This window comes from Baekduia sp. (genome assembly GCF_035318805.1).
Taxonomy (GTDB): domain Bacteria; phylum Actinomycetota; class Thermoleophilia; order Solirubrobacterales; family Solirubrobacteraceae; genus Baekduia.
In genome coordinates this window covers 67134-87660 of the sequence record NZ_DATHDY010000093.1, presented here as the reverse complement: position 1 = coordinate 87660, position 20527 = coordinate 67134, and the positions used below count along the sequence as shown (strand labels likewise).

Annotated in this window: 15 protein-coding genes, 1 tRNA gene, 1 other RNA gene and 1 riboswitch; of the genes, 15 read left to right on the top strand and 2 right to left on the bottom strand. The window is 72.7% G+C overall.

What is annotated here, in order from left to right; all coding sequences use genetic code 11:
• Nucleotides 1–77: 77 nt before the first annotated feature.
• Nucleotides 78–163, bottom strand: a tRNA-Leu gene (locus VK501_RS19670).
• Nucleotides 164–289: 126 nt separating this feature from the next.
• Here VK501_RS19670 and lexA point away from each other — a divergent pair.
• From lexA to VK501_RS19595, 15 genes are all read left to right on the top strand, one after another.
• The gene (lexA, locus tag VK501_RS19665) at nt 290–934 is read left to right on the top strand and encodes a transcriptional repressor LexA (RefSeq protein WP_324340372.1); all 645 of its coding nucleotides are present in this window, start codon (nt 290–292) and stop codon (nt 932–934) included.
• 1 nt (nt 935) lies between these two features.
• The gene (locus VK501_RS19660; RefSeq protein WP_324340370.1) at nt 936–1277 is read left to right on the top strand and encodes a hypothetical protein; all 342 of its coding nucleotides are present in this window, start codon (nt 936–938) and stop codon (nt 1275–1277) included.
• Nucleotides 1278–1389: 112 nt separating this feature from the next.
• Nucleotides 1390–1724: RNase P RNA component class A (gene rnpB, locus VK501_RS19655), an RNA gene on the top strand.
• A gap of 201 nt (nt 1725–1925) precedes the next feature.
• On the top strand, nt 1926–3686 hold the full coding sequence (locus tag VK501_RS19650; protein WP_324340368.1) for an LLM class flavin-dependent oxidoreductase: 1761 nt from the start codon (nt 1926–1928) through the stop codon (nt 3684–3686).
• A gap of 186 nt (nt 3687–3872) precedes the next feature.
• Nucleotides 3873–4862 (top strand): NAD-dependent epimerase/dehydratase family protein, encoded by a 990-nt coding sequence (locus VK501_RS19645; protein ID WP_324340366.1) that lies wholly within the window; start codon nt 3873–3875, stop codon nt 4860–4862.
• Nucleotides 4863–5028: 166 nt separating this feature from the next.
• Nucleotides 5029–6918, top strand: coding sequence for a hypothetical protein (locus VK501_RS19640; RefSeq protein WP_324340364.1), 1890 nt, complete (start codon nt 5029–5031; stop codon nt 6916–6918).
• A gap of 94 nt (nt 6919–7012) precedes the next feature.
• Nucleotides 7013–8257, top strand: coding sequence for a hypothetical protein (locus VK501_RS19635; protein WP_324340362.1), 1245 nt, complete (start codon nt 7013–7015; stop codon nt 8255–8257).
• Nucleotides 8254–8499, top strand: coding sequence for a hypothetical protein (locus tag VK501_RS19630; RefSeq protein ID WP_324340360.1), 246 nt, complete (start codon nt 8254–8256; stop codon nt 8497–8499). The genes VK501_RS19635 and VK501_RS19630 overlap by 4 nt, the downstream gene beginning before the upstream one ends.
• 74 nt (nt 8500–8573) lie before the next feature.
• Nucleotides 8574–9812: a hypothetical protein gene (locus VK501_RS19625; protein ID WP_324340358.1), complete on the top strand. Its 1239-nt coding sequence runs from the start codon at nt 8574–8576 to the stop codon at nt 9810–9812.
• A 592-nt stretch (nt 9813–10404) separates the two neighbouring features.
• Nucleotides 10405–13941 (top strand): DNA polymerase III subunit alpha, encoded by a 3537-nt coding sequence (locus VK501_RS19620; RefSeq protein WP_324340356.1) that lies wholly within the window; start codon nt 10405–10407, stop codon nt 13939–13941.
• An 82-nt stretch (nt 13942–14023) separates the two neighbouring features.
• Nucleotides 14024–14524 (top strand): cytochrome c, encoded by a 501-nt coding sequence (locus VK501_RS19615; protein WP_324340355.1) that lies wholly within the window; start codon nt 14024–14026, stop codon nt 14522–14524.
• A gap of 378 nt (nt 14525–14902) precedes the next feature.
• A riboswitch (cyclic di-AMP (ydaO/yuaA leader) is annotated at nt 14903–15046 on the top strand.
• Between the two features lie 9 nt (nt 15047–15055).
• Nucleotides 15056–15709, top strand: a complete 654-nt coding sequence (locus VK501_RS19610) for a hypothetical protein (RefSeq protein ID WP_324340353.1) — start codon at nt 15056–15058, stop codon at nt 15707–15709.
• Nucleotides 15710–15940: 231 nt separating this feature from the next.
• The gene (locus tag VK501_RS19605) at nt 15941–16504 is read left to right on the top strand and encodes a carboxymuconolactone decarboxylase family protein (RefSeq protein ID WP_324340350.1); all 564 of its coding nucleotides are present in this window, start codon (nt 15941–15943) and stop codon (nt 16502–16504) included.
• Between the two features lie 107 nt (nt 16505–16611).
• Nucleotides 16612–17085 carry a helix-turn-helix domain-containing protein gene (locus VK501_RS19600; protein WP_324340348.1) on the top strand — a complete coding sequence of 158 codons (474 nt, stop codon included), beginning with the start codon at nt 16612–16614 and terminating at the stop codon, nt 17083–17085.
• 29 nt (nt 17086–17114) lie between these two features.
• Entirely contained in the window at nt 17115–18452 is a 1338-nt protein-coding gene (locus tag VK501_RS19595) for a glutamine synthetase family protein (RefSeq protein ID WP_324340346.1), read from the top strand.
• A gap of 19 nt (nt 18453–18471) precedes the next feature.
• Here VK501_RS19595 and VK501_RS19590 read toward each other — a convergent pair whose 3' ends face one another.
• A complete protein-coding gene (locus VK501_RS19590; RefSeq protein WP_324340344.1) occupies nt 18472–20505 on the bottom strand; it encodes a thioredoxin domain-containing protein in 2034 nt (677 codons plus the stop codon).
• Nucleotides 20506–20527 lie beyond the last annotated feature (22 nt).

Genomic DNA, 20527 nt, shown 5'->3' with positions numbered 1-20527 from the left:
TGAGAGCCTCGGATCGGCTCGTCCGGTGACTTCCCAGAAACGCCGAAAGGCCCGCGGGTTGCGGGCCTTCCGTTCCATGCGCCGAAGAGGACTCGAACCTCCACGGGGCAATTGCCCCACAAGGCCCTCAACCTTGCGCGTCTACCAATTCCGCCACCGGCGCGTGGACAGCCGAAGGAGCATAGCGAGCAGGTGGCACCGGGGACCGGCCGCTTGCATCCGTCCAGGGGCCGCGCTACGGTTACGAACACATGTTCGATCGAGACGCGAGCGGCGAAAGGTGACCACGGTGGATCTGACCAAGCGCCAGCAGGAGATCTTCGACTTCATCAAGCGGTACTCGGCCAAGCACGGGTACCCGCCGACGGTGCGCGACATCGGCAAGGCCGTGGGCCTCGCGTCGTCCTCCACGGTGCACGCGCACCTGGCCAACCTGGAGAAGCTCGGCCTGCTGCGCCGGGATCCGACCAAGCCGCGGGCGCTCGAGCTGCTCGACAAGGCGTCGTCGGCCGTGGGCAGCGCCGTCGAGGATGCGGTGGACAACGTCCGGTCGCTCGTGCGGCCGGCCGGCCTGCCGCTCGTCGGCTCGGTCGCCGCGGGTCAGCCGATCCTGGCCGAGGAGAACATCGAGGAGTACGTGGAGGTCCCGCCCGTGGCGGGCGGCGACAAGGGCGAGTACGTCCTGCGCATCCGCGGCGAGTCGATGAAGGACGCCGGGATCCTCGAGGGCGACTACGTGGTCGTCCACCGCCAGGAGGACGCGTCCGACGGCGACATCGTCGTGGCGCTGGTGGGGGAGGAAGCGACGGTCAAGCGGTTCTTCCGCGAGTCCGACCACATCCGCCTGCAGCCCGAGAACACCTCGATGGAGCCCATCCGCAGCAAGGACGTGCGGATCATGGGGCGCGTCGTCGGCCTCTTCCGGAGCGTGTGACATGAACGCGACCTTGACGCTCGACCTGTTCCGGCCGTCGATCCTCGACCCCGTCGAGGCGGGCGAGCAGCTGCGCGCCGGCCGCGCTGCGGTCCGTGACCGCGCGACGAGCGGGGCGACCGTGCCGGAGCCTCTCGGCGGCGATCTGCACGCGCACGACCTTCGGGCCGCTCCGAGCGGCGGGCCGACGCTGGACGACTTGGTGGTCGGGGTCTGGGAGGGCCTGGCCGCTCACCGCACCGTCGCGTGTCTGGCCTGTGGCGAGGCGATGAAGCCTCGCTACGGGGCCGGGCATGCGCCGGTCGGCGGTCGCTGCACCGGCTGCGGGACGACGATCCGGTAGCGACCCCGGCGACCCGGCGACCCGGCGACCCGGCGTCTCGCCGGCGCCGGCCGCGCCGGCAGCACGACCGCTGTCAGCGCTTCTCACCCGGCCCGCGTCCCACTACGCTTGCGGTGCACGCCGAACGGCCGCGGCGGGAGAGACATCCCGTCGAGGAAAGTCCGGACACCACAGGGCGCGGTGGTCGGCGCAAGCCGACCCGGTGAAAGCCGCGGGAAAGTGCCACAGAGACATACCGCCGATGGCGGGCCGTTCGCGGCCCGCACAGGCAAGGGTGAAAAGGTGCGGTAAGAGCGCACCGGCGTCATGGCGACATGGCGGCCAGGCAAACCCCACCGGGTGCAAGGCCAAGCAGGACCGTTTGCAGGTTGCCCGCCAAGGTCCAGGTCGGCCGCTCAGATGGATGGTCGTTCACGACAAGATCCGGCTTATAGGCGTGCTACGGCGAGGGCCCCTTCATGGGGCCCTCGCTAGTGGGCCACACGGGAACGTTCACCGGAAATCCCGTCCGGCGAACGTTCCCGCGACCCACTAGAAGGCCCTGAAAATCAGGCGGTCCGGTCAGATGTGTCCGCGGCCGCAGCTCAGGGGCCTTCTCGTTGCCGGGGTCCGCGGTGCGCGCCACCCGCCCCGTAGGCTCCGGACGGCATGCGCTTCTCGATCTTCTACGAGCACCAGCTGCCCCAGCCGTGGGACGCCGACTCCGAGCACCGGCTGCTCAAGGAGGCCATCGAGCAGGTCCGGCTCGCCGACCGCCTCGGGTACGACACGGTGTGGGAGGTCGAGCACCACTTCCTCGAGGAGTACTCGCACTCCAGCGCGTCAGACGTCTTCCTCGCCGCCTGCTCGCAGATCACCAAGGACATCAGGTTGGGGTTCGGGATCCTGCCGCTGCCGCCCGGCTACCAGCACCCGGCGCGCGTCGCCGAGACCGCCGCGACGCTCGACCTCGTCTCCGACGGCCGGGTCGAGCTCGGCACGGGGGAGACCTCGTCCGGGGCCGAGCTGGCCGGATTCGGCGTCGACCGCGACACCAAGCGGGCGCAGTGGGCCGAGGCGCTCGAGGTCGTCGCGCGCATGATGGTCGAGCAGCCGTTCGCCGGGATCGACGGCCGCTACGTCTCGATGCCGCCGCGCAACGTGATCCCCAAGCCGCTGCAGAAGCCGCACCCGCCGCTGTGGGTCGCGTGCTCGCGGCGCGAGACGATCCGGCTGGCCGCCGAGAAGGGCATCGGCGCCCTGAGCTTCTCGTTCGTCGAGCCGGAGGAGGCCAAGGTCTGGGTCGACGAGTACTACGACATCATCGCCTCGGATCGCTGCGTGCCGGCCGGCTTCGCGGTCAACGCGAACGTCGCGGTCGCGCTGCCGATGATGGTCCACGCCGACGAGGCCGAGGCGATCGAGCGCGGGATCGACGGGGCGCACTTCTTCGGCTACGCGCTCGCGCACTACTACGTCTTCGGCGAGCACCAGCCCGGCCGGACCTCGGTCTGGCAGGAGTTCCTCGAGCGCCGCGAGGACGTCGGCTTCGCCCGCTCGATCATCACCGCCGATCAGGCGCCGCTCGGCGTCAAGGTGCTGCAGCAGGGCCTCGGCTCGCTGCGCGGGGCGATCGGCACGCCCGACCAGCTGCGCGAGCTCGTGCGCCGCTACGAGGACGCCGGCGTCGACGAGCTCATCTTCGTGCTGCAGACCGGCAAGACCGAGCACCAGCACATCATGGAGGCCCTGGAGCTGTTCGCTGCCGACGTGATGCCGGAGTTCGCGGCGCGGCGCGACGAGCACGAGGCCGCCAAGCGCGAGCGCCTCGGCAACGCACCGCTGCGCGCGCTCGAGCGCCGGGCGCCGCCGCAGACGGTCGAGCCGGGCTACTCGTTCGGCCCCGGCGAGAGCGGCGAGCCGGAGGCGGGCGCCGCGGCGACCGCTGCGCCGCCGCACGCCGGCGGCCCCGGGCGCGCCCGCGTCGCGCTCGCCTCGCTGCGCCGCGCGGCCGAGACGCGCGGTGAACAGGCGCTGCAGGCGTTCGTCAAGCGCTCCGGCGACCGCCGCCTCGAGAAGACGATCGGCTCGCGCGCCGGCCTCAAGGCCGTCTTCGCGGGCATGGAGCGCCAGTTCGTTCCCGAGCGCGCCGCCGGCTTCACCGGTGACATCCAGTACGACCTGCGCGCCGCCGACGGCGCCATCCGCTCGTGGACGGTGAGCGTCGACGGCGACGCCGCGAAGGCCCGCACCGGCCCCTCGCCCGACCCGAAGCTGAAGATCACCATGTCGCTCTCGGACTTCGTACGCCTGGCCGGCCGCGACCTCGATCCGGTCAAGGCGCTGCTCACGGGCCGCCTCGACCTCGCGGGCGACTTCGCCGTCGCCGCGCGCCTGGGCGAGATGTTCGGGCAGCCGAGCGCGTTCTGAGGCGACTGCTTCCGAAGACGGAACTATGCTGTCCCGAATGCCGTGGGACCTGCCGGTTCGTCATGGGCTCGTGTTGCAGGCACGCGCGGCCGATTGCCCGGGCATCCCGCGTATCGGTCCATCAAACCGGATTTCTGCCGCTCATCTGGCTGTTGACCGGCCACCAGGTCGAGGTACGTTCGCCCGATGACCCGCTCCTTCATCGCTGGCGGTGCAGGTTTCATCGGCAGCCACGTCGCGCACCGCCTGCTGGAGCGTCCGGACGAGGAGGTCGTCGTGTTCGACAACCTCTCCTCGGGCGACCTCGATCATCTGGCGGACGTCATGGACGACGATCGCCTGCAGGTGGTCGTGGGGGATCTGCAGGATCTCGACGCGGTGTCGGAGGCGATCCGCGGCGCCGACCGCATGTTCCTGTTCGCCGCCAACCCCGACATCGCCAAGGCGGCGACGGAGCCCAGCGTCGACTTCTGGCAGGGGACGTACCTGACCAACAACGCGATCGAGGCCGCGCGCGTCGCGGGGGTCACCCAGATCGTGTACTCGTCGGGCTCCGGCGTGTACGGCGATCGCGGCAGCGAGCCGGTGGTCGAGGGCGCCGCAGGCATGTACCCCGTGTCGACCTACGGGGCCAGCAAGCTGGCGTGCGAGGCGATGATGTCGGCCTACTCGCACATGTTCGGCATGGACGTCACCGTGTTCCGCTTCGCCAACGTCGTCGGCCCCGGCCAGACGCACGGCGTGACCTACGACTTCGTGCGCCGGCTCATCGACGATCCGGGGCACCTGCGCATCCTCGGCGACGGCCGCCAGAGCAAGTCCTACATCCACGTCTCCGACGTCGTGGACGCGATGCTCCGGCTCGCCGACGCGCGTCCGGCCGGGTTCGACGTGTTCAACGCCGGGACGCTCGACTACATGACCGTGCGCGAGATCGCCGACCTGTGCTGCGAGCGCCTCGGGCTCGTCGACGTCGTCTACGAGTACACGGGCGGCAGCCGCGGCTGGAAGGGCGACGTCCCGGTCGTGCGCTTCAACAGCGACAAGCTGCGTCGGCTCGGATGGCGAAGCACGCGGACCTCGCGCGAGGCGTTGGAGGACTCCATCGACCACAACGTCGCCGAGGCGGGCGGGGAGGTTCGGACGGCGACGCGGGCCGGCGCCCGCAATGCCTAGGGGTGCCGTAGGCGGCCAGCGAGGCCGAGGCCCACGACGGCCGGCCGTCGCCGCCGGAGGTGGGTCCCCAGTCGCGATAGCGACACAGTCTCCTAGCGGTTCGCTCGCCGCACCGCGCCTGGGGGAGCGCGACGACGTCCCGCGCGCACGCCACCGTCGCATCGCGGTGACGCGTGAGACGGTGGGACTGGCGCTGCTGGTCGTGAGCGTCCTGGCGCTGTACGTCTGGATCGCCGGCTCCACCGCTCCGTTCGGCTTCTCGAAGGGCGACAGCGGCCGCTACGGCCTGATCGCCGACGCGCTGCGCCACGGCCACGTGAGCCTGCCTGTGCAGCCGCCGCGGGGCCTGCTCGCCCTGCCCGACCCCTATGACTTCGAGGCGAACGCGACGTACCGTTTCGGCTGGGACGGCGCCGGTCTGCACGACCTCAGCCTGAGGAACGGGCATCTGTACGCCTACTGGGGGCCCACGGCCGCGCTCGTGCTCTTCGCCCCGCTGCAGGTGATCGGCGTCTCCTTCCCCGAAAGCCTCTCCGTGGCGCTCTTCGGCTTCCTCGGGTTCGTGTTCTCGGTCGCGGTGCTGCGCTTCCTCGTGCGCCGGTTCCTGCCGGCGACCCCCAGATGGGCCCTGTGGGTCGGCATGGTCGCCCTCGCCCTGGGCAACGTCGTGCCCTTCGTCCTACGCCGGCCAGCGGAGTACGAGGTCGCGATCACGTGCGGCATGTGCTTCGCCTTCCTCGGGCTGTGGCTGCTGCTCACGGGGTGGTACGGGACGTCGCGCCGGCGCTGGTGGCGGTTGGCGGGCGGAGGGCTGGCCTTGGGGCTGGCGCTGATGTCGCGGCCGACGCTCGGCGTGGTCGCCCTCGTCCCGATCGCCATGACGGTCTCCGCCTGGCGTGGGGGAGGGTGGCCCGGCGGCACCGCCCGTCGCACCGTGCTGATCGCGGTGTTCGGCCCGCTGGTGCTCTGCGGCCTGCTGACCATGGCCTACAACATGGCCCGGTTCGGGTCGCCGCTCGAGTTCGGGCAGAAGTTCCAGCTGGCCGGCACGAACCAGCAGGAGCACAGCACGTTCGATCCCGCCTACGTCCCGCCCGGGGTCTTCTTGTACCTCTTCGCGGCGCCACGGCCGTTGATCCTGTTCCCGTTCCTGCAGCTTCAAGTCACGCCGGGGGTGCCGTGGGGGGTGGCGGAGGACTACACCGGCATCGAGCCGACGGGCGGGATCGTGACGATGATGCCGCTGCTCGTCGCGCTCGTGCTGCTGCCGGTCGCCGCTCGTCGCTGGGACCGCGAGCTGCGGACGGTCGTGCTCGCGATGGTCGCGGCGGGGAGCACCATCCTGGTGGGCCTGTCGCTGATCCTGTGGGGCACGACCCAGCGCTACGAGGTCGACTTCGCAGCGCTCTTCCTCGTCTCTGCGCTGCTGGTCTGGTTCACCGCGTTGGTGCACCTGGACCGAGGTGGCTGGGCGCGGCGTCTGGCCGTCGTCGGCGGCGTCGCGGCGCTGGCGACAGGGTGCTTTGCCGGTCTGGCGACCAGCTTCACCGGCTACTACGACGCGCTGCGCAGCAACCATCCGGGGCTGTACCACCGGCTCGAGAGCTTCTTCTCGCCGGTGTCCGAGGTCGAGGCGAAGGTCGCCGGCAAGCCGGTCATCGGCCGGATCGACTCGGCGGTCCCCGCGGGCGGACCGCTGAGCTTGCAGGGAGGCGGGAACTGGTCGTCCTTCGGAGCGGGGCGGCCGACCTTCGTCCTGGCGCCGGTGGCAACGACCGTCAACGTCGTCGCCCCACGGGCGGGCCGGTACCGGCTGCGAGCCTCGATGGCCCCCGGGCCGCACGCGGTCGTCGGCGGCGGGACCGCGGTGCTGGTCGCGACGTCGGAAGGTCAGAACGTCGTCACGCTCGACCGTGCCGGGCGGTTGGACCTCCCCATGGTGCTGAAGGCGGGGATCAACCGGATTCTCCTGGCCGCCGACGCGAAGAAGAAGGACGGCCCAGGGCTGGCGTGGGTCTCCGACATGACGCTCGTCGACGATCCCGATATACCCTGAGCAGGGGTTTTCCCGCCGCAGCCGTTCGCTGCCGAACCTGACGCGCCCGCGGCCTTGCTCGCCGCCTCCGAGGATGCGAACATGTGTTCGATCAATGGTCGTCGCCGTTCTCCTCTCCCGTTTCGAGCTCGTCATCGCCGCCGGAGGCCGTGAGGCCCTCGCGCGGGGACCCGCTGCGCTGGCGCCCGAGGCCGGGCGCGAGCAGCGCGTGGGGGAGGTCTCGGCGTCGGCGGAGACGTTCGGCGTGCACGCCGGGATGCGGCTCGGCGAGGCGCTGGCGCGCTGTCCGTCGCTCGCGCTGATCCCGCCCGATCCGATGGGCGTGGCCGACGCGTGGGAGAAGGTGCTCGCCCGGCTGGAGTCCAGCGGCGCGGAGGTGGAGAGCGCGACGCCAGGGCTGGCCTTCTTCGAGGCCGGCGGCCTCGCGCGGCTGCACGGCGGTCGCGGCACGTCCGACCCCGCGGCGGCGCTGCGGGCGCGGATGTCGGCCCACCCACCCGGTCCGCCGCCGTGGCTGGAAGGCGTGGTCGCGGCGGTGCGTGCGGCGCTGCGGCTACCGGCGCGGATCGGCGCGGGACCGTCGCGGTTCTGTGCGCTGGCGGGCGCGGTGCGGGCGCGTTCGCGGCGTGCCGAGCTGGTCGACGGGGCCCCGGGGCTGGCCTCCGAGCCGGTCTCGCTGCTGCGCCGCCGGCCGGAGGTCTCGGCGCTCGTCGAGCCGCTGGAGCGCCTGGGGATCACGACCCTCGGCCAGCTGGGAGAGCTCGATCGGCCGGTGGTCGCCGATCGCTTCGGGCGGTCCGGCGAGCTGGCCCACGACCTCGCGCGCGGGCACGACGACGATCTGCGCCCGCGCGTGCCCGGCGAGGTGCTGGAAGAGGTCCTGGAGCTGGCGGAGTCGGCCTCGGGCGTGCAGCTGGAGCGCGCGCTCGTGCTGCTCGTCGATCAGCTCCTGGCCCGGCGCGAGCGCCGCGGTCGCACGCTGCGAGCGGTGGTCCTCGGCGCGAAGCTGGTCGAGGGCGGGACGTGGCGCGAGCGCGTCGTGTTCCGCGAGGCGCTGGCCGACGCCGGGCGTATGCGCCTCGCGCTCGGCCAGCGGCTGCTCCTGCTGCCCGCGCCCGCGGAGTCGCTGCGGCTGGCCGTGGAGCGCTTCGGCCCGCCGCACGCCGGGGCCACCGCGCTGTTCGACGACGGCACCGCGCAGCGCACCGCCCGCCTGCGCGAGGCGATCGGCCAGGCGCGCGCCGCCGCGGGGCCCGAGGCGGCGCTGCGCGTGCTGGAGGTCGACCCGGACTCGCGCGTGCCGGAGCGCCAGGCGGTCCTGGCGCCGTTCGAGCTGTGACCGGGCCACGGCGGCTGAACGTCCCGCTGCCCGCGACGGTTCGGGCGGACCCGCGCGGGCGCCCGCTGGCGATCGACGGCCGGGCGGTGGACGCGGTGCGCGAGTCGTGGGTCGTCGAGGACCGCTGGTGGACCGACGCGCCGTTGCGCCGCCGCTACTGGGAGGTCGTCACGACGCGGGGCGACCTCGTCGTGCTGTTCCGGGAGCTCGATCGGGTGGGGGGCTGGTACCGGCAGCGCTGAGCTGTGCCCACCGCGTCGCAGGTTCGTGACGCTTGGGCGTGGTTTGGTCACACGTTCCCCAGCAGGGTGGAGCCATGCCGTCCTCGTCTCACCCGCGCGCGATCCGGCAGGAGGGAGGCCAGGCGTCGCTGGAGTGGATGGCGATCGTCGCGCTGGTCGCGACGGTGCTCGGGTTCGGCGCCGCGCTCGCGCAGGCCGACTACGTCGGGCGGCGGGTGACGCGCGAGATGGCGCGGGCGATCTGCATCGTCGGGGCAGGGGACTGCGCGCGCGATCGCGAGCCGTGCGTGGTGGGGTCACGGGCCGGGGGTCAGGCGGTGTCGGTCGACCTCGGGATCGTGCACCTCGGAGAGGATGGGCTGGCGCTCGTCGAGCGGCGGTCCGACGGCACGGTCGCGGTGACCGTCCAGAAGGGGCAGACCCTCGGCCTCCAGGCGGCGGCCGGGCTCGGCGGAGAGGTGCACGCGGGCGCGCTGGACGTCGCGATCGGCGGAGAGGTCGAGGCGTCGTTGCTCGCGCGGCTCGGGCACGGTCGGACGTGGATCGTTGGCTCGGAGGCCGAGGCCACCCACCTGCTCGACCATCTCGGGGACGCGCCGGAGCCCGACGTCGTCTCCGGCGAAGGCGCGTGGCTGTCGGCGCTGCGCGGGAGCGTCGGCGCCGACGGGCTGGTGCAGCTCGACGCCGCGCACGGCTCGCTGACGTTCGACCGGCGCGCCGGCACGCGGACCGACCGGCGCACCGGGCACGACACGATCTACGTGCAGGCGTCGTGGGCGGGCGCGGGCGCGGTCGACGGCGTGCTCGGGGTCGCGGGCGGTCGCGCGGGGGAGACGTACGCGGTCGAGCTCGACGCGACGGGCCGCCCCGTGGACCTCCGCGTGGTCGCCTCTGGCCGCTTCGCGGGCTCTCGCGATCTCCCCGAGGTCGCGCAGCCGGTGGCGGGCCTGCTGGCGGAGGGACCGGACGCCGATCGCGTCTACGAGGTGACCGCCCACCTGGATCTCACCGACGCCCGCAACCTCGCCGCGGCGCGGGAGCTCCTGGACGCGGTGGCGCGGCACCGCGCGAGCGCGCAGCCGTCACAGGCGCTGCGGCGGCGCATCGACGAGCAGGGAACCGTGGAGGCGCGGGTGCTCGAGCAGCATGCGTCGGCCGACGACCAGGGCGTCACGTTCACGCTGGAGATGCTCCGCGTCGGCGGCACGGCGCACGTCGAGCGGCGCACGCAGCGACTCGTCGCCGCCACCTCGCGCGGGCTCGACGGACGGTGGCTGCCGCGGACCGACTGCGTCCGGGGGGCGACGACCTGAGCGTGACGCCGGCCTGTGTGGCCGCGACGCGGCCGGTCTGCCGCGCGACGCGCCGCGGGGCGTACGAGCCGCCTACGTGCGGGCGCCGATCCCGTCGGCCGCGTCGTGTCGTGGTTCGCAAGTCCCTCGTGCCAGCATCAATGGTCCCGCGGGACAGCAGGCGAGGTGCACGCGCGGCGGGAACATCGACAGCTCCTGTCAAACATCGCCGGGCGCCCCCGGCCGCCCGGTACGAAGGAGCGTCTGCTGAATGTTGTCTCATCGAAAGCCCCTGGCTGTTCTAGCGGCCGTCACCGCCGCGCTTGCGGTTTCCGTCCCGGCGGCGAGCGCGAGCGCGGCGACGACCGCGTCCCCCACCGTGGACCCGCAGGTCTGCCAGCTCTTGAACACCACGATGGGACCGTTCGGACCCACGCAGTTCATTGGAGGCGCCTCGCTCGGGAACGTCCTCGCGAACGCGGGTGCCTCGGTCAGCTGCCCGGCCCCGGCCCCCCAGCCCTCGCTGCTGCCCACCGGTTCGTTGTGGGGATGATGTCGTGAGCTAACCGCACCGGCGCTTGTATCCACTCGCGTCGAATGCGAACATGTGTTCGTGTCATACGTCGAGCTCCACTGCCATTCGGCCTTCTCGTTCCTCGATGGCGCGTCGCTGCCCGAGGAGCTCGTCGCGACGGCGCTGGAGCATGGCCATCGGACGCTCGCGCTGACCGACCACAACACCGTGTCGGGCTCGATGGAGTTCGCGCAGGCGGCCGGGTCGCTGGGGCTGCGGGCCATCCACGGGGCGGAGGTCGACGTCGTGGATCCCGCGGCGCTGGCCGCCGGCACTCGCCCGGGATCCGCTCCGGGCGCCACCGTGCCGCCTTCCCCGACGCGTCACGTCACGCTGCTGGTGCGCGACGCGGCCGGGTGGCGCAACCTCTGCCGCCTGCTCACGCGCGCGCACGCGAAGACGCGTGACACGCCCGGGCGGCGCCGGATGCTCGAGCCGGTGCTGACGATCGCCGACCTCGCCGAGCACGCCGAGGGCCTGGTCTGCCTGTCGGGCTGCGCGAGCCGCGGCGTGCACGACGAGGCGACCGCGCGGGCGCTGCTGGGCGCCTTCGGGCGCGATCGCTTCCGGATCGAGCTCCAGCGGCCGTTCGCGCGCCACGACCGCGCGCTGAACCGCTCGCTGGCAGCGCTGGCCCAGCGGCTCGGGATCGCGTGCGTGGCGACGGGCGACGTCCACGCGCACTCGCTGGAGCGTGCGCGGCTGCAGGATGCGTTCGTCGCGATCCGCGAGCACACGACGCTCGACGCGTCCGAGCCGCAGCGGCGCGGAAACCACACCCACGTCCTGACCACGCCCGCGGCGATGGCCGCGCGCTTCGAGGACCATCCCGAGGCGGTTGCGGAGACCGAGCGCCTGGCGGCGACGTTGACCTTCGACCTCACCGCCGATCTCGGCTACCGCTACCCGGGAGCGGAGGACGACGGGGCCGATCGCAAGCTGGCCGAGGTGTGCGCCGCGCGGTTCGACGAGCGGTATCCCGCCGGCAACGGGCTGCGCGCGCGGGCGACGGTGCGCCTGGAGGAGGAGCTCCAGCTCATCCACGGCCTGGGGCTGTCGGGGTTCTTCCTGCTGCACCACGAGATGCTCGAGCTCGCGCGCGAGGTCGCGGCCGAGGTGCGCGACGGCGCCGCGGCACGGTCGCTGCTGCCGCCCGGCCGCGGTCGCGGCTCCTCGGTGTCCTCGATCGTCTGCTACCTCACGGGGCTCTCGCACGTCGACCCGATCGCCAACGACCTCCTCCTCGGGCGCTTCCTCAACGCCGAGATCACGTCGCTGCCCGACATCGACCTGGACTTCCCGCGCGACGTGCGCGCGGTGCTCATCCCACGGGTCCACGAGAAGTTCGGCCAGGAGAAGTCGGCGCTGGTCGCGGCGTTCCCGACCTACCGGGCGCGTGGCGCGATCCGCGAGCTGGGCAAGGCCTTGGGGTTGCCGCCCGGGGAGATCGAGCGGGTGGCCCGCTCGTCGGAGGCGTTCTCGGCGCAGACGGTGGACCGCGACATCGTCACCGCGCTGGGGGAGGGACGGATGATCGGGGACCCGCCCACCCGCTGGCGCTGGCTGCACCTGCTCGCGAGCGAGGCCCACGGCCTGCCGCGCCATCTCAGCCAGCACTCCGGCGGAATGATCGTCGCGACCCGCCCGCTCATCGACTGCTGCCCCGTCGTGCCCGCCGCGATGGAGGGCCGGCAGATGGTCATGTGGGACAAGGACTCCTGCTCGGACGCGGGCTTCCTGAAGATCGACCTGCTCGGCCTCGGGATGCTGTCGGCGGTCGAGCGCTGCGTGGAGATGATCGCGGCGCGGCGCAACGAGCGGATCGACCTGTCGCGGATCCCCATGGACGATCGGGCGACCTTCGAGTGCATCCAGAACGCCGAGACGACGGGCGTCTTCCAGATCGAGAGCCGGGCGCAGATGGGCTCGCTGCGGCGCACGCGTCCGGCGACGTTGCAGGACCTCACCATCCAGGTGGCGATCGTGCGCCCGGGGCCGATCGTCGGCGGCGCGGTCAACCCCTACATCGACCGGCTCCAGAAGCTGCGGGCCGATCCGTCGTTCGTCGTGCCCTACGACCATCCGTCGCTGGAGCCCGTGCTGCGCGAGACGCTCGGGACGATCATCTTCCAGGACCAGGTCATCGAGGTCGCCATGGCGTTCGCGGGGCTGTCGCCAGGCGAGGCCGAGGGCCTGCGGCGCGCGATGAGCCGGAAGCGGTCGGCGGCCGCGATCGAGGCCTACCACGAGCGGTTCGTGACGCGAGCGATGGCGCGGTGGGACGACGTCGACGAGGAGCTCGCCGAGCGCGTGTGGACGATGGTCAAGGGCTTCTCGGGCTTCGGGTTCCCCAAGGCCCACGGCGCGGCGTTCGGGCTGCTGGCCTACCAGTCGACGTGGCTGCGCGTGCACTACGGCACGGAGTTCCTCGCCGCGCTGCTCGACGAGCAGCCGATGGGCTTCTACCCACCGGACTCGCTGGTCCACGAGGCCCAGCGGCGCGGGATCACGGTCATGCCGCCCGACGTCAACGCCAGCTCCGCGGGCTGCACGGTGGTGGACGTCGACGGCGCGCCGGCGGTGCGCATCGGGCTGGGCTACGTGCTCGGCGTGCGCGCCGACGACGTGGAGGCGCTGGTCGCCGCGCGCGAGGCCGCAGGGCCGTTCCGCACGGTCGAGGACCTCGCCTCGCGCGCGGGCGCGGGGCGGGGCGCGCTGGAGCAGCTGGCCTGGTCGGGGGCGTGCGACGCGCTGGCCGGCGGCAGCCGCCGGCGTGCGCTGTGGGACCTCGGCGTCGCGGCGCCGGGCAAGCGGCTGCTGACCTCGGTCGTCGGGAAATCGGGCCCACCCACCCAGCGCGTGCGCGTGGAGCTCGGCACGCAGCTGGCGCTGCCGCTGGGCGTGGGCGAGGGTCCACCGCTGCCGGGCCTCAGCGGGTGGGACGCGATGATCGCCGACTACTCCACGACCGGGCTGACGACGGCCGCGCATCCGCTCGGCCTGCTGCGCGAGGAGCTGCGCGCGCAGGGAATGGTCACCAACGACGACCTGAGCCGGATGCGGCACGGGTCGACGGTCCGGCTCGGAGGGCTGGTGGTCGCACGGCAGCGGCCGGGGACCGCGAAGGGCGTGTGCTTCCTGCTGATGGAGGACGAGACCGGGACCGTGAACCTCGTCGTGCCGCCGAAGGTCTACGAGCGCGATCGAACGATCGTCCGCGCCGAGCCGCTGGTGGTCGCCGAGGGCGTGCTGGAGCGCCACGCCTCGGCGGGTGGGGCGATCAACGTCGTGTGCCGGCGGCTCCTGCGGCTCGACGCCAGCGGGCACCTGCAGGCCCGGCCCGCGGCGGACGTCGCGACGCCTCATCTCACCGCGATCACCGGCGGCGCGCAGCAGGTGGGCGGAGACGTCATCGAGGTCAAGGACTTCTCGATGCTCGACGCGATCGAGCTCGCCCGCCAGCAGGCCGCGCGCGAGGCGGAGGCCGAAGGGGAGGGGCTCGCGGCGACGGGCACCGGTGACTTCCGCGCGGTCGCGCCGGCGGTCCAGAGCTTCGCGGCGGGGCGGCGCCGATGAGGCTCGTCCGCAGGGCCTTTGCGGTCCGGGCTCGCGAGCCAGACTTGCGCAGGGGGCCGGTCCACCGGATAGGGTCCCGCTCGTGATCGGGACCGTCGTCTTCATCCTCGTCTTCCTCGCCATCGGCCTCTCGGTCGTGATGGTCGCGATGCGCAGCGGCCGGGCGCCCAGGGGATCGCAGCGCGAGTCCCGCGCGGCGAGTCGCGCCTGGGGTCTGGGCATCGGGCTCGTGATCCTGGTCGTCGGCCTCGGTCTGCCCGCGCTCGTGCTGGCCTTCAACCACGACGATCACGCCAAGCGCGGTCCGGGCGGCGTCGACCTCAACGCCGCGCAGGTCAACGGCCGCTCGTTGTTCGCCAAGAACTGCTCGACCTGCCACACGCTGGCGGCGTCCAACGCCGTCGGCCGCGTGGGGCCGAACCTCGACAACCTCGTCGTCGGCGTGCAGAACAAGCAGGCCTTCGTCCTCGACGCCATCAAGAACGGCCGTGCCAAGGGCAACGGGCAGATGCCCGCCGGCCTCTTGTACGGCCAAGAGGCCAAGGACGTCGCCTCCTACATCGCGGCGGTCGCCGGGCGCTAGGAGACTGTGTCGCTATCGCGACTGGGGACCCACCTCCGGCGGCGACGGCTGGCCGTCGTGGGCCTCGGCCTCGCAGGCCGCCTACGGCACCCCTAGGGGAACACTGGCCCAGAGGGCCAGGTTCCCTTGCGGGTGTTCGCCCAGCGGGCGAAACCCGCGGCGGCTTAGGGACCCCGCGCCGGGTTCTCGCGCGGACCTGTCAAGAGCGAATATGCACCAGGTCGTGAGCTCGTCGGCAGGTCGATCCGGCGAAGTCAAGCCGGCGTTTCCCGCTGCTTGCGGGATGTTCCGTCCGACGCATGCCTGACTATTCGGTCAGTTGGCGCTTGCCATAACTCTGTGATCCAGCAGGGAAATCCGACGTTGCTACGATGCCGCCGTTCACAACCGCTGAATCCGCGCCCGGAGACCCCGGGCGGGGAGCGGGGGACCCACGTTGCATCGGGGCGAATCGCCTTGCGTAGCGCCGCTCTTTCGGCGCGAGCCCGTCAGCTAACCCCGTAAGCCCACGGAAGAGGACCGAGAACACCCATGTCATCGACGGAAGCGCCCAATTGGTGGGCCGACGTGCAGCAGGAGCGTGACGACCTCGCGGGTCCCGGTCGCCGCCCTGCCGAGGACTGGCTCGGGGAGGAGATCGACTTCGTCCCGCGGCGCCGCATCACGCGCACGCCCGACGAGTCGGCCCGCACCGAGGGCGCCGGCCATCCGCTGCACGGCGTCTTCGTGCCCGCTGCTCCGCACGCGCCGGTGCGCGACACCCCCACGTCGATGACCATCGAGCTCGGCGGCGACGTGCTCGAGCCGATCATGCCGGCGTCGCCCGCCGACGTCGCCCACGAGCTGGCGCACCTGAGCGCAGCCGACGACCCGTTCGCGAGCCCTCCACCGCCCGCCGGCACCCGCCGCACGGTGCAGATCAAGGGCCGTCCCGACGAGGTCCGCATGGCCTCGGCGGCCCGTCGCCACCGTCCGCGGACCGCCTCGGACCGCGTCGGACCGCGCCCGGATCGCATCGCCCTCTGGGCCGTGGCCCTGGGCGCCGTGCTGATCCTGCTGGCCGCCATGACGTCCTCGTCGCAGGCCGCCGTGGCGCACCGCGCGGCGACGGCCCCCGCCGTGACCGCGAAGATCAGCCACACCGCGCACCACGCGCCCGCCGGCCTGGTCATCGCGCACCGCTGACCGCATCCCTGCTTGACCACCGGCCGCCGCACTCCCGCAGGGTGTGGCGGCCCGACGCACGCCAGCGGACCCACGCCGGCGTACGCGGTCGGCGATCCTCGCGCACGTTTCGCGCGTAATCCGGGCAAGACGCGTTGACGACCCTCCTACACTTACCTCGGGTAAGGAACCCGGCGCATCGCCGGCATGGACGGCCGGCAGACCCCATTCCCCTCGCTTCAGGACGCTGCCATGAAGACCCGAATCAGCCGCTTCACCGTCCACGACGATCTCTCGGCGCCCGAGGCGTCGCAGCCGATCCTCAAGGGCGCGCTGGCCGGCGCCGGCCAGCTGCCCAACTTCCTCGGCGTCCTCGCCGGCTCGCCCGCGGCACTGCGCGGCTACACCCGCTTCCGCGCCGAGCTGCGCCACGGCCGGCTGCCGGCGATCACGCTCGAGCGGATCTCGCTCGCCGTCGCCGAGCACTTCGGCTCCGAGCCGGGCCTGGACCTGCACCGCCGGGTCGCGCGGCAGGCGGGCCTGCCGCTGGACGACATCGCGCTCGCCCGCGAGTGGGACGCCCACGACCAGGCCGACGCCGTCCTGCTGCGCTACGTCAAGGACCTCGTCGTGGACCACGCCACGCCGCCCGAGCACCTGCACGAGGAGGCGCGCGAGTCCGGCTGGACCGAGGAGCAGCTGCTCGAGGCGATCGCCTACGCGTCCTTGGAGTGCTTCACCGCGATGGTCAACGTCGCCGGGGACGTGCCGCTCGACGGCTCGATCGAGCACGACCGCCGGCTCAAGGCCGCCTAGGAGACTGTGTCGCTATCGCGACTGGGGACCCACCTCCGGCGGCGACGGCTGGCCATCGTGGGCCTCGGCCTCGCTGGCCGCCTACGGCACCCCTAGGGGCCCGCGCCGTGGATCCGGGGCCCGCATCCGGCGACGCCCGATCGACCCCGGACCCCGGCACGCGCGGCCCGGCCGCGACGCCCGCCGCCTCTGTCCCGGCCGCCCCGTCCGCCACCCCCACCGTCCCAGCGACCCTCGACCCCGCGCCGCCGGCTCCCTGCCCGCACTACCACGAGGCCGTCGAGCTCCTCGGCGCCCGCTGGACCGGCGCGATCGTCGACGTCCTGCTCTCGTCGGGACCGCTGCGCTTCACCGCGATCGCGAACGCGATCCCCGACCTCTCCGACCGGCTGCTCTCGCAGCGGCTCAAGGACCTCGAGGACCGCGGCGTCGTCACGCGCGACGACCACCGCGGACCGCCGCGGCACACTCGTTACGCGCTGACCCCGATGGGCCGGGAGCTCGAGCCCGCGGTCGCCGCGCTGAAGGCCTGGGGGCGGCGCTGGCTCGACACATCGGCGGCCAGCTTTCGACGAATGTGACAACCGCGATCCTCTAGGGTCAACGCCCTATGACCGACCAGCCGCGCACCGTCGAGGACGTCAGGGCGATCGTCGAGGAGCACCAGCTGCGCTTCATCCGCTTCTGGTTCACCGACATCCTCGGGCAGCTCAAGTCGTTCAGCATCAACTCCGCGGAGCTCGACGACGCGTTCGAGAACGGCATGGGCTTCGACGGCTCCTCGATCACGGGCTTCAACGCCATCGAGGAGTCCGACATGGTCGCCATGCCGGATCCGTCGACGTTCGCGATCCTCCCGTGGCGCCCGGAGGAGCAGGGCGTCGGCCGCGTCTTCTGCGACGTCCTGACGCCCGAGCGCACGCCCTACGAGGGCGACCCGCGCCACGTGCTGCGCCGCGCGCTGGAGCGCATGCGCGGGATGGGCTTCGACACGTTCAACGTCGGTCCCGAGCTCGAGTACTTCCTCTTCAAGGACAAGAACGGCACCGAGGTCCTCGACGAGGGCGGCTACTTCGACCTCACGACCCTCGACGCCGGCTCCGACGTCCGCCGCGAGACCGTCCTCGCGCTCGAGCAGCTCGGCATCCACGTCGAGTACACCCATCACGAGGTCGGGCCAAGCCAGCACGAGATCGACATGCGCTTCGCCGACGCGCTGAAGATGGCCGACGACTGCATGACCTACCGCATCACGGTGAAGGAGTACGCCATGAAGTACGGCTGGCATGCCACGTTCATGCCCAAGCCGCTCTTCGGCGAGAACGGCTCGGGCATGCACACGCACATGAGCCTGTTCAAGGACGGCGCCAACGCGATGTTCGACGCCGACGACCCGTACTTCCTCAGCGACATCGGCAAGGCGTTCATCGCCGGCCAGCTCAAGCACGCGCGCGAGCTCAGCTCGATCTTCGCCCAGTGGGTCAACTCCTACAAGCGCCTGGTGCCGGGCTTCGAGGCGCCCGTCTACGTCGCCTGGAGCCGCCGCAACCGCAGCGCCCTGGTCCGCGTCCCGCTCTACCACCCCGGAAAGGAGCGCGGCACGCGGATGGAGCTGCGCTGCCCCGACCCCGCGTGCAACCCCTACCTGACCTTCGCCGCGCTGCTGCAGGCGGGCCTGGAGGGCATCGAGAAGGGCTACGAGCTGCCCGAGCCGATGGAGAAGAACCTGTACCACCTGTCGCCCGACGAGCGCAAGCGGCTCGGCATCGAGCAGCTGCCCGAGACGCTCGGCGAGGCCGTCGAGCTGACGGCCGAGTCCGAGCTCGTCCTCCGCACGCTCGGCGAGCACATGTTCAACCGCTTCATCGAGATCAAGCGCCAGGAGTGGGAGGACTACCGCGTGCAGGTCACGCAGTGGGAGCTGGACCGCTACCTGCCGGTGCTCTGACGGGCCGGCCCACGAGCGCTCACGACGATTCGAGCAGCTCTCGCAGCTCGCCCGGGGCCGTGACCGGCATGCGACACGCGAACCGCTCGCAGACGTAGGCGGCGGCGGCGCCGGCCACCGCGGTGCGGGAGTCCATCAGCGGCACGCCGTCGCCGGGCGGTCCGGCGAGCACCACGCCCGGGCGCAGCCGCTCGCGCACCACACCGGCCAGGGTGTCTACGGCGTCCGGGTCGTCGCCGGTCAGCGCGACCTCCAGGCGGGGGGAGACCAGCAGGTCCAGCGCGATCAGCGCGTACGCGAAAGCCTGCGGATGGGGCCCGAGCAGCGGGGCCACCAGCCGCAGGTGCGCGGCCGCGGCCTCCTCGTAGCGGGCGTCACCGGTGAGCGCGGCGAGGCGCAGCAGGCCGACGGCCGCCGACGAGGAGCCCGACGGGATCGGCGCGTCCTCGAGGTCCTTGCGGCGCACGACGAGCCGCTCGTGGTCCGACGACGTCGCGAAGAACCCGCCGGCGGCCGGATCGGAGTCTGCGAACCGCGAGAGGATCGCGTCGGCCAGCGTCTGCGCCTCGGCGAACCACCGCGGGTCGAACGTCGCCTCGTAGAGCGCGATCATCGCCTCCAGCAGGAACGCGTGGTCCTCCAGGTAGGCGTTCAGCTTGCCCTCGCCGTCCTTCCACGTGCGCAGCAGGCGGCCGTCGCCGTCGCGCAGCGACGACACGACGAACTCCGCGCCCGCCACCGCGATCTCCACGAAGTCGGCGCGCCCGAGCGCGGCGCCGGCCTCGGCGAAGGCGTGGATCGCCAGCCCGTTCCAGGCGGTCAGCCGCTTGTCGTCCAGCCCCGGCCGCACGCGGCCCGCGCGCAACGCCATCAGCGCGGCGCGGATGCGCTCCCGCTGCTGTGCCGGCGGCTCGGGCCCGCGCCCGGTCAGGACGTTCCAGCCGGCCGGATCCCGGTCGCCCTCGACGAAGTTGCCCTCCTCGGTCGCACCGAGCCACGCGAGCGCGGCCTCGACGTCGCCGGGGTCCAGCGCGTCGCGCAGCTCCGCGACCGTCCACACGTAGAACTTGCCCTCGACGCCCTCGCTGTCGGCGTCCAGCGCGCTCAGGAAGCCGCCCTCGGGACCGCGCAGCTCACGGGCGACGAAGTCCAGCGTCTCCTCGGTCACGCGCCGCAGCGCCGGGTCGCCGGTCATCAGCCAGCCGTGCAGGTAGGCGCGGGCCAGCAGCGCGTTGTCGTACAACATCTTCTCGAAGTGGGGGACCGTCCACGTGGCGTCGACCGCGTAGCGGGCGAAGCCACCGCCGATCTGGTCGACCATCCCGCCGGCGGCCATCGCCCGCAGCGTCGCGCCCGCCATGTCGCCGGCCTTCGTCGCCCACGGTCCTCCACGCGCCGCGCGCGCCCACAGCAGCAGCAGCGCCGGCGACGGCGGGAACTTCGGCGCCCCGCCGAACCCGGCGTTCTCGGGATCGAACGCGGCGCGCAGGTTGCGCACCGCATCGTCGAGCGCCTCGGCGCTCAGCGTGACGTCCTCGGCCGGGCGCAGTGCGCTGGTCTGGCCCAGGCGGGCGGCCATGCGCGCGCCCTGGTCGAGGATCTCGCCGCGCTTGTCGCGCCACGCCTCGGCGACCGCCTCGAGCACCGCCGGCCACGCGGGCATCCCGTGTCGCGGCGCCGGCGGGAAGTACGTCCCGCCGTAGAACGGCACCTGATCGGGCGTGAGGAACACGTTCAGCGGCCAGCCGCCGTGGCCGGTCATCAGCTGCACCGCCTCCATGGCGATCGCGTCGATGTCGGGCCGCTCCTCGCGGTCGACCTTCACGCAGACGAACGCTTCGTTCATCAGCGCGGCGACCGCCGGGTCCTCGAAGGACTCGCGCTCCATGACGTGGCACCAGTGGCACGCCGAGTAGCCGATCGACACCAGCAGCGGGCGGTCCAGCTCCCGGGCCCGCGCGAGCGCCGCCGGCCCCCAGGGGAGCCAGTCGACGGGGTTCTCGCGGTGCTGGAGGAGGTACGGGGAGGTCTCGTGCGCGAGGGCGTTGGCCATCGCGCACGAGGCTACCCATCCC

Excerpts from the sequence above, each read along its gene's own strand:
- VK501_RS19660 (WP_324340370.1), top strand. The coding sequence starts at position 936 with ATGAACGCGACCTTGACGCTCGACCTGTTCCGGCCGTCGATCCTCGAC.
- VK501_RS19605 (WP_324340350.1), top strand. The coding sequence starts at position 15,941 with ATGAAGACCCGAATCAGCCGCTTCACCGTCCACGACGATCTCTCGGCG.
- VK501_RS19590 (WP_324340344.1), bottom strand. The coding sequence starts at position 20,505 with ATGGCCAACGCCCTCGCGCACGAGACCTCCCCGTACCTCCTCCAGCAC.
- VK501_RS19645 (WP_324340366.1), top strand. The coding sequence starts at position 3,873 with ATGACCCGCTCCTTCATCGCTGGCGGTGCAGGTTTCATCGGCAGCCAC.
- VK501_RS19595 (WP_324340346.1), top strand. The coding sequence starts at position 17,115 with ATGACCGACCAGCCGCGCACCGTCGAGGACGTCAGGGCGATCGTCGAG.
- VK501_RS19635 (WP_324340362.1), top strand. The coding sequence starts at position 7,013 with ATGGTCGTCGCCGTTCTCCTCTCCCGTTTCGAGCTCGTCATCGCCGCC.
- VK501_RS19650 (WP_324340368.1), top strand. The coding sequence starts at position 1,926 with ATGCGCTTCTCGATCTTCTACGAGCACCAGCTGCCCCAGCCGTGGGAC.
- VK501_RS19625 (WP_324340358.1), top strand. The coding sequence starts at position 8,574 with ATGCCGTCCTCGTCTCACCCGCGCGCGATCCGGCAGGAGGGAGGCCAG.
- VK501_RS19610 (WP_324340353.1), top strand. The coding sequence starts at position 15,056 with ATGTCATCGACGGAAGCGCCCAATTGGTGGGCCGACGTGCAGCAGGAG.